Source organism: Lamprobacter sp. (genome assembly GCF_034860625.1).
Lineage (GTDB): Bacteria > Pseudomonadota > Gammaproteobacteria > Chromatiales > Chromatiaceae > Lamprobacter.
In genome coordinates this window covers 1-8675 of the sequence record NZ_JAYESN010000149.1, presented here as the reverse complement: position 1 = coordinate 8675, position 8675 = coordinate 1, and the positions used below count along the sequence as shown (strand labels likewise).

6 protein-coding genes and 1 pseudogene are annotated in these 8675 nt (G+C 59.2%); all 7 read right to left on the bottom strand.

The features are described 5' to 3' along the window. Positions 1-127: 127 nt before the first annotated feature. Positions 128-730, bottom strand: a complete 603-nt coding sequence (locus VBE63_RS22105) for a DUF3782 domain-containing protein (protein WP_323685184.1) — start codon at positions 728-730, stop codon at positions 128-130. Between the two features lie 80 nt (positions 731-810). Beyond that, positions 811-1665, bottom strand: a complete 855-nt coding sequence (locus VBE63_RS22100) for a hypothetical protein (RefSeq protein ID WP_323685183.1) — start codon at positions 1663-1665, stop codon at positions 811-813. Positions 1666-1682: 17 nt separating this feature from the next. Continuing rightward, positions 1683-2189: pseudogene (locus tag VBE63_RS22095) on the bottom strand (hypothetical protein); the annotation flags it as partial. A gap of 296 nt (positions 2190-2485) precedes the next feature. Further along, positions 2486-3910, bottom strand: a complete 1425-nt coding sequence (locus VBE63_RS22090) for a class I SAM-dependent methyltransferase (RefSeq protein WP_323685182.1) — start codon at positions 3908-3910, stop codon at positions 2486-2488. 121 nt (positions 3911-4031) lie between these two features. Next, on the bottom strand, positions 4032-4832 hold the full coding sequence (locus VBE63_RS22085) for a SapC family protein (RefSeq protein WP_323685181.1): 801 nt from the start codon (positions 4830-4832) through the stop codon (positions 4032-4034). A gap of 169 nt (positions 4833-5001) precedes the next feature. Then, on the bottom strand, positions 5002-5664 hold the full coding sequence (locus VBE63_RS22080) for a hypothetical protein (protein WP_323685180.1): 663 nt from the start codon (positions 5662-5664) through the stop codon (positions 5002-5004). A gap of 130 nt (positions 5665-5794) precedes the next feature. After that, positions 5795-8675 (bottom strand): calcium-binding protein (locus VBE63_RS22075; RefSeq protein ID WP_323685179.1); only part of this gene is annotated, 2881 nt, incomplete at its 5' end.

Below are 8675 nucleotides of genomic sequence, written 5' to 3'. Positions count from 1 at the left end.
TGGGCAATCTGCCCGTCGGTGAGCAGGCCCAGGGTCCACTGCGAGCGCCCATTGTAGAGCAGGATCGGCAGCAGTCCCTTGGCCGGCGTGGTGACCTGGATCTTGATCAGATGCTGATAGAAGCAGGCTACCACACCGCCGGATCAAATCCTTCAGGGTTGCGAACATCGACCTGTTCGCCCGTTTGGCTCAGCACATAGAGCCCCCGCGCTGCTGCGTACTGGGCTACTTCGTCGCCGACCACCATCCCTGCCACCGCCCCCATGACGCGATAGTCTTGGTAGATGGGCAAGACCTGCTTGAGCGTTGCCAGACGGAGCAGATGGGCGTCGATGTGGTCCTCGATCAACTTGCTTTTGCATTCGACCGCCACTAACGCCCCGTCGTTGACCACCAACAGATCGATCTCCAGCGCGACACCGTCGCGCTTGGCGGCGACCCCAGGATAGACGACATGCACATCGAGCCCCTGTTGACGGAACAGGCGCACCACGGCAGGCGCCACCATGTGCTCAACGAACTCGCCGAGGCGATTGCCAATATCGCCTAGGTTCTTCGAAAGCTGTTTGACCAGACGGTCGGTGTCCTGAAGCCTGCGGTCAGTCTCCTGAAACTTGCGGTCAGTGTCCTGAAACTTGCGGTCAGTCTCCTGCTGCGAGCGCAAGAGTTCTTTGATTTGCAGATCGTTTTCCCGAAACAGATTGAGGATTTCTTCATAGGTCACAGACATCATGGATGCTCCAAAGTGAGGTGGCGGCTCCGAGGGGATTGAGCCTCTTCGGCGATCCCTGATTTCCTGGGTCACTTCCCCTACAAGGCCTCCAACAGCGCCTGAGCATAAACCGCGCGGACGCTTTGATAGACCACTAGCCGTTGCTGCAGGCGCTGCATCGCTTGCTCACACAAGCGCAGGTCGGCGAGCTGCTGCCGGGCGGCGTCGGACAGATCGGCTAGGGCATAGTCGGTGCCCTCAAAGCTGACGCGATAGGCGGCCTCTTCCAGGATTTGATCAGTCGGTACAGCAGGCGGCTCTGACGGCATGAGCGCCTGCTCCGCTTGGGTATCGAGCACCATACCGCTCAGTGCCGTCGGCTCCTCGACGGCGGTCAGATTCACCACCGCCGGCGCAGGCCGCGTGACCTGTTCGACACCCTGCAAAAATCCGCGCCAGAGTGTCACCGACAGCCACAGCAATGGCCCGAACGGGACCAGTAGCAGCGGGGCGAAATAGACAAACAAGGCTAACCAGCGCGGGTACGCTTGAAAGACACCGAGCAGCGTCAGCATGAAGACGGTGGCGAGCACCAGCAGCGGCACCCCATAGACTACCAGCGCGGACTCGCTCGGACGGCGGCGGGGCAAGTACAGGGTGTCGTCGTCGCGCAGCCAGGCCTCGGCGAAGGCGCGGGCGATTTCGTCGATGCTGAAGCCACGGCGCAGCAGGGCCTTGAGCTGACCGCGATCAGCGCGGGTGCGTGCCCGGGGATCGACACCGATGAGATTGCGCTTGAGCATGGGCGCGGCCAGCGCCACGAAGGCCTCGCCGCCGCCGCTTTGCGCCAGCAACTGCTGTTTCAGCTCCTGTTGCTCGAGCCAGGGGGTCAGCTCTGGTAGTTCGCTCAGCGGCACCTTGCGGCCGCCTTTGTGCCTATCGCTTGCGCTCATGGGTTGCTGACTTGGTTCTCCTCGGGCGCATAGCGCATGTTGGGCAGGTTCAGCCGCGCGACCAGGTTGGGGCTGTCGAAATAATCCCGTGCCCGCAGCCCAAACAATGGCCAGGCCAGATAGCTGAACTGGAGATAGACGCGCGTGTCGCTTCCCAGGCTGAGCGTGTCGCGGTACGCTCCAGGGTGCAGGAAGATCACCACCGGCACCACGCGCTCGGTGTGGTACAGCTCGGCCAGATCCAGGCTGTAGTGCGCCAGGCGGTGGATCGAGAAGCGCTTGGGCTCGGTTTCTTCCTCGAAGACAAACAGCAGCGCCTGGCGGCGGCCATCGGGCCATTCAAGCAGTAAGGGCACGTCTAGCTCACGAAAGCGATCACCCAAGCGCTCCTTGAGTTGCTCCTCGCGCAGCGGCAGGATGCGCACGCCTTCATCAAGCTGCGCGGCTTCGCTGGCGGCGGCAAACTCAATAGACTGGCGTGGATAGTCGAGGATGAGATTCTTGAAGTTCTGGTCGTGGCTCATTGAGCCCTCCTGGCAGCGCGCGCCAGTGTCCGCCATCCGGGGACCGGCGCTCATGGGGTGAGTCTAGCCGATCGCGTCTCAGTAGGCACCCGCACCGGCCGGGCTCTGCCAGACTCCATCAGCCCCGGCGCTAGGGTCTTCGCGCGCCATGAGGTCAACGGTTTCGGCACAGCGATCGTTAACGTGGTCCGTCCCTCATAATCCTCTCATGATGCAGCACCCGCTGCCGGGCAGCCCCTGGTGGCTGGGTGCTGTCGGTGGCCATGGAGCGAGTGTCGCCGATGCATCGGCGCCGGCTACTCCCACACCCCCAGTCGTTTATACAGAGGTAAGGTGGTTTCCAGAAACTCCTGGGCCTGTTTCACCGCTTCGGCCTGTACCTGAGCAGGCTCAGTGAGCGGCTGACCGTCCTTGACCAGTTGCCGTCCGATCGCACTCAGTTGCTTTGCCAACGCCTGCCCCATGGCCTCCGGGGTGGCAGGGGTGTGTTCAGCCAGCGCGTTGAGGAGCATGAGCGACGGCGTGCCGGCGGCTATCCCACAGGCCGTATTGGCGCTGGCCAGCTCCGTGTACGGCGCCCCCTGCGCGGCAGCTCGCGCAACCACTTGATTGAACGCAAGCGCCTTGCGCGTCTCCGCTTGCGGGGCCTCGATGCCGACACTGCCGTTATGCAGTAGCAGGGTCAAGGCCTGGATGGTACTCGTTGGGGTCTGCCCCAATTCAGCCACGCTTTTCGGTCCATCGGCCAGCGCATCGATGATCGGTTGGTAGATCTCCGGTTTGGCATTCACCTCGCCAAAAGTCGTTTTGAACTGATAGTCTTTTGGCGGTTTGATGAGCACAAACCGGGATTGCAACAGCCCCTGATTCTGGTTCGCCGTCCAGGGCTTATACAGACCTCGTTGGAATAGATCCCTTCGGAAGGCCTGGTTGATCAGGCAATCAATCAGCTCCTGAGAAAAGGTCGGATCATCATACGCCATCACCAGAGCGCGCATCTGCTCCGGCAGCAAGGTGGGCAGATAATTCTCCGGCAGGGTCGCGGAACCGGCAAAGGACAGCTTGGCCCTCTCCATCTCGGCGCAGACCTGCGAAAACCACAGCGGATGCCAGTTCTCATGCAGGTATTCCTGAATCAGATAGCTTTTGTCCTTCTTGACAGTCTCTTCCATGCGCTTCGCCAGCTGTGGCAGGGCGTTGAACAATGCCGCACCGCTGCTGCTCAATTGATCCATGAAGGCAAAGCCTTGGTCGATCGCGGGGAGGGGGCTGAGTCCTCGTGCGATCTGGTGCCGCTGTAACAATTTCTGCAATGGCAGTGCGGAAATCCACCCCGGCATGGCGTTATAGCTCACATACGCCAGTGCGCCGGATAATAACGCCTGATCCAGACAGGAACAGATTGCTCCGCGCAGAGTCTCCGAGACCCAGGAATAGATCCCGTGCAGCACCACAAAATGAAACTGGCCATAGGGCCAGTTCCGGGACAACGCCATGAAATCGGCTTCTTCAAAGCGGACATTCGTTAACCCGGCGGCGGCGGCCAAATCTCTGGCATGGGCGATGTGCTGCGGATTAAAATCAACACCGACAAAGTCCGAGTCGGGGTAGAGTGCGGCAATAAGATTGAGTCCAAAGCCTTGTCCGCAACCCAGCTCCAGGTAGCGAAACTTGCTGGTCTGCGGGGCCTTAAAGCCTTTGATGCGCACCGCCCAGTCCATCCAGGCTGGTGTCGTCTCTTTATAAAATTGATAGGTATAACCGACGGCTGTATTGTATCCGTGAGACCAATGAGACATAGTGAGAGGTTCCTATGCAAACCCTGTTGCTGTTTGTTGAACGCTAGGCATCCCAATCGAAGCTGAGGCTGTCCTCGGTGCCGAAGAACACATGGGCATCGAGCGCGGGCTGGGCCTTGGCGTGGTGATCGGCAAGCTTGGCGTGGTACTCGGCGAGTTTACCGAGCAACGCGATGTGCTGCATCGAGAGCAGTTGGCAGTAGATCAGTGGCAGTGCGCCGGCTTGGCGCAGGGTCTCGAAGGGGACGGTCGGCAGCGCGCTGAGGGCGGCCTCGTCGATGCGGTGCAGACCTTGGACCGGGCGTTCACCGTCGGCGGTCTTGACGGTCAGCGGCCAGGGCTGGATCAGGGCGTGCTCAGCGAGCAGGGCGCAGAGGCGCTCGGTGCGCTGGCGGTCGGCGGCGACCTTCTCTAAGAAGTCCAGCACTTGGCGCACCGCCTCGGCGGGTTGGCCGTCGGCGTCGAAGAAGGGCTCACCTTCATCGGAGTCCGGATCATCGATCAGCAGGCCGCTGTCATCGTCGACGCAGAGCACGAGTTGGTCGTTGTCGGCTTGCGCGAGGGCAAAGGGATAACCGCGATAGGCAGCGGGAATGTAGCCGCCGAGCCAGCGCCCATCCGGGGCGACGAACAGGTTCTGGCCCGGTTGCAAGCCTTGTACGGCGGCGGGGATGAAGTAGTCTTGTTGACGGATGAACGCGATCGGTAGGCTGTGGCAGGCTTTGGCCAGTTCCTGGGCGACCAGGGGCACGATGGCCTCAGTGGCGGCGAAGCGGTCGTGGTCGAAAGGCTTCCAGCGCCGGTGGGCAAAGTCGGTGTGGGTGATGGGTTGATAATGGGGCATCGCGGGACTCCGAGCATAGGTTGAGCCCAGTCTACGGGGAGGATGCCGATGACAAAACCCCGCCCCGAGGGTTTGGGAGCGGGGTTGTAAGCGTTCTTGCCCTGAGGTTGAGGGGGTGAGCTAGTGTCGTACCGTGGCCACTCTAACCATCCTAACCTTGCTAACGCCTTTAATTCATTGCAGCAGAATATATTTTCGAAGAACGATGATGAACTATTTGCCCTTCGCGCTCAACAAACGGCCTTTTTGAAAGATAAAGGTTACCCTCCGTATCTTGAAAAAACAATGCAATATATCCTTCGTCATCTGGTGTATGCAATTCTCCAAAAAGAGAAGTAATGCGATCACCGTAAGCATCTACCAGCTTCTTCTCAACTTGCTGTCTATTCGCGTACGGTCCGGTGACTTGAAAGTGCTCTTCGGATTTTGGAGATATCGTTTCTTTTCCGTGATCTGGCGTTAAAAAACTTTTTGTTCTAAGGTCATAAATATAAGGTTCAAGGTGACAACCGATCTTATCGGACGTCGAGTTTTTGACAACAACAACAATAAACACGTCTTCTTTTTTGACAGCCTGGATCTTCTTTAGCTTTTCATCATCGTTCAAATCATTGTCCGCTTGAATATATTCAACGAGTGACTCAACAGAGACCCTCTGAGCACCCGGCAAAAGATAAGGGGCTAGGGCATTAAGGCCTTGCTTCTTCAACAGACGAATCTCTTCAAGATTCTGCAATCGCAACTGACGCGTTTCGTAGCTATACCATGCTGCAGTTGCCACCAATGCAAACTGCACAAGCACTGCTGCAATATCCAGTGATAGCATATTCATATTAACAGACCTCAGATAATGAAAAACCCCGCCCCGAGGACTCGGAGCGGGGTTGTCTAGGGGGCAGTGCGTTTCTACCCTAGGGTTTAGCAGGGATGGGCTTCGCTAGCGCTCGACCCATATTACCTTGCTACGCAGTGATAAAAAGATCAGCAACAACACCACCTGTTGCGTCAACTGGCGTACCTGTAAGCTGAATCAGCATATCGGTTTCGCCAACAAAGGTAGCACTGGCGCTGTTATCAACTACGACATACTGATTACCACTAAAGCTAAACATATTGATGATGGAATTGGTACCACCATCACCAGCTACTGCTGTATTCAACGCGGTCATGAAGTCGGCATTCGTTGCTCCAGCAGCAGCCGCGACGTTAGCGCTTCCGATACCAGGAGTACCGTTAACGGCAGCAGTCAAGCCGATTTGATCGCTCTGAGCGACATTGAAATCAGCAATTGTGTCGATCAAAGCGATGATACCTGCGGCCGTGCCGGCAGTTATTGCTGCTGCCGTCGGAGAGCTATCGCTGTCCGCAGCATAAATAAAATCATCCGCACCAGCACCGCCAGTCAGGATATCAGCTCCCGCACCACCGGTGATCTCATCGGCACGACTGGTCCCAGTGATGGTGTCAGCCTTATCAGAGCCGGTGATCGTCAGGGTCCCCGCGAGACCAGGATCGAATGCGCTGGCGTTGATGGTGACACCATTCGTGGCCGTGGAATTCGACGCATCGATGGTCACTGCGTTCGTGCCGAGGCCCAGGTTGCCATCGATGGTCATCGACCTCACGTCAGCACTATCAGCCACGAGATCAATCTCGTCGTCGCCAGTGCCCGCATTCAGGGAGGCCGTGAAGGTCTCGCCGGTGACGGTGACGTCACTCATCGCCAAGTCGATCGCCTTGCTGCCGCCAGTGATGGAGAAGTCGTCTTCGACGGTCAATGCGCCGATCGTTGGTGCGGTATTGGCGCCGGTGACATCAAGGGTGATGGCTTTTGCACTGATTTCAGCGAGTGAGACATCGCCATCAATGTTGGCTGCGTCAATGATGACCTCACCCGTGGCTGCATTGGTATCGCCGATTTTTCCAACGGTGAGATTCCCCTGCAGATTGGTCGCGGTGATGGTGACATCGCGGAGGGTGTCGGCGGTGGCCGTGGAGATCGTACCCAGCTCGATATTGCCTTCGGCATTGCTGACATCAACCCTGACATCACGCGTGGCGTCGATCGCGACAGCAGTGGTGGCGCCCAAGGTACCGCCCAGGTTGCTCGCATCGATGGTCACATCACGACCAGTCAGCGTGCCAAGCTCTACGACCCCGCCCACATTGCTGACATCGACTGCGATGTGGCCGCGGGTGGCTGCGCCATTAGAGGTATCAATAGCGCCTAACGTGATCGCGCCGACCACATTCGCTGCATTGACGTTGATGGCGGTTCCCTTCGAATCCAGATCGCCGGTTAGCAGCGAGAGAGTCCCAGTCGCCTCATTGCTCGCCAACCCGCTGGCATTGAGGGTGATGCCAAAGGCATCGGTTGCCGAGTTATCCACAGCCCCAAACTCTGCCGAACCCGCGCCTGAGAGCGTAATCTCAGCAACGTCCGCCAGGGTGATTCCAGTGACATTCAGCAGCCCGCCGGTGCTCGCTGTCAGCGTTTGGAGACTATCGAGGCTGCCGGTCAGCGTCAGCCCAGCGGCGGAGTCGGTGTTCAGCTCAAGGAGTGCATCCGCCGTCAGCGCGAGCGTACTGTCATCCGTCGCGTTGGTCGTGGTCAAGGTCCCTTTGGTCGCCGACGCAACCGTTAACGCTGCATTTGTATCCAACGTCCCGGCCACATCGGCGTTAAATTCGGTGGCGCTGGCGGCCTTGATCGTCCCGTCGTACGCCATGCCCTCGGAGACGGTCAGGCTCAGCCCCGTGGCGTTCGCGAGTGTGACGTCAGTGTCGTTTTTATTGCCATCCGCTTCCGCCATCGCCGCGATGGTCGCCATGCCCGCGCGATCGGATGTGATGGTGGCGCTGTTAGTATTAGCACCCATCAGGTGATAGTTCAGATCGCCCGTGCCCATCTCGGTGAGTTGCAGCGTATGATCTAGGCCACTCATGGCCTCCACTGTCATCAAGCCGCTGATGCCTGCCGAGCCGGAGAATTGGAAATTGCCGCCGATAGCCCCAACCGCAACGGTTTCCACCCCCGTCATGGTGTAGGCCACCACGGAGGGAGTTCCTGTCCGGGTCAGCTCCAGCCGATCGGTTCCCGTGCCGCCGGTGATGGTGGCATCCGCCTGGATATTGGCGGCATCGGCGATGACGGTGACATCACCCTCGGAGGCGCCGGCATCGAGTGACGTCAGAAGGTCGCCCACGCCGTTGAGCTGCAGTGAGCCACCGGCGGCGACGTTGGCCGTGATCACTGCTGGATCGGTGTCGGTGCCAGTCGCCAAGGCTACGACATTGTCGCCGCTCGCGCTCAGCGCCAGGGTCTCGATGGCGTCGGCGGTGAGGGCCACGGCAGCTTCAGTAACCCCTTCAGCCTCAACGGTGCCGACGTTGTTCAGTTGCAGCGCCTGGGTGTTGTTGCCATCGGTCACGCCGGCGGCATAGGCGATCGTGAAGGTACCGCCAGTCTGGTCGTTCAGCGTCACCAGGGTCGGGATCGCTGCCAAGCTAGCCAGGTTGACGGTGTTCTCTTCATCGGCGTTGACGACGTAGCGCTCGACGCCTTCGACCTGGCTGGCGGTAAAGGTGCGGCTCAACGAGGCGTTGCTGGTCAGGTTGACCTGCTCGACATTCTTCATGGAGCCGGTGCCGGTAAAGCCGCCGAAGTCGTTCTGGACCTCGACGTTCAGGACGTCCTGGCCGCCGCCGCCGTCGATCTGATCCGCGGGGTTGAGGGTGCCTTGCGACACGATCACAGAGGACACGCCATTGATGGTGTCGTTGTACTCGGTGGTCTGATCGGCCGGATCGGTGGCCGTCGGCGTGAAGATGTCGGTACCTGTA

Bases quoted from the DNA above. Each gene is read 5' to 3' on its own strand.
- VBE63_RS22105 (WP_323685184.1), bottom strand. From the start codon at position 730: ATGTCTGTGACCTATGAAGAAATCCTCAATCTGTTTCGGGAAAACGAT.
- VBE63_RS22100 (WP_323685183.1), bottom strand. From the start codon at position 1,665: ATGAGCGCAAGCGATAGGCACAAAGGCGGCCGCAAGGTGCCGCTGAGC.
- VBE63_RS22090 (WP_323685182.1), bottom strand. From the start codon at position 3,910: ATGGACTGGGCGGTGCGCATCAAAGGCTTTAAGGCCCCGCAGACCAGC.
- VBE63_RS22085 (WP_323685181.1), bottom strand. From the start codon at position 4,832: ATGCCCCATTATCAACCCATCACCCACACCGACTTTGCCCACCGGCGC.
- VBE63_RS22080 (WP_323685180.1), bottom strand. From the start codon at position 5,664: ATGAATATGCTATCACTGGATATTGCAGCAGTGCTTGTGCAGTTTGCA.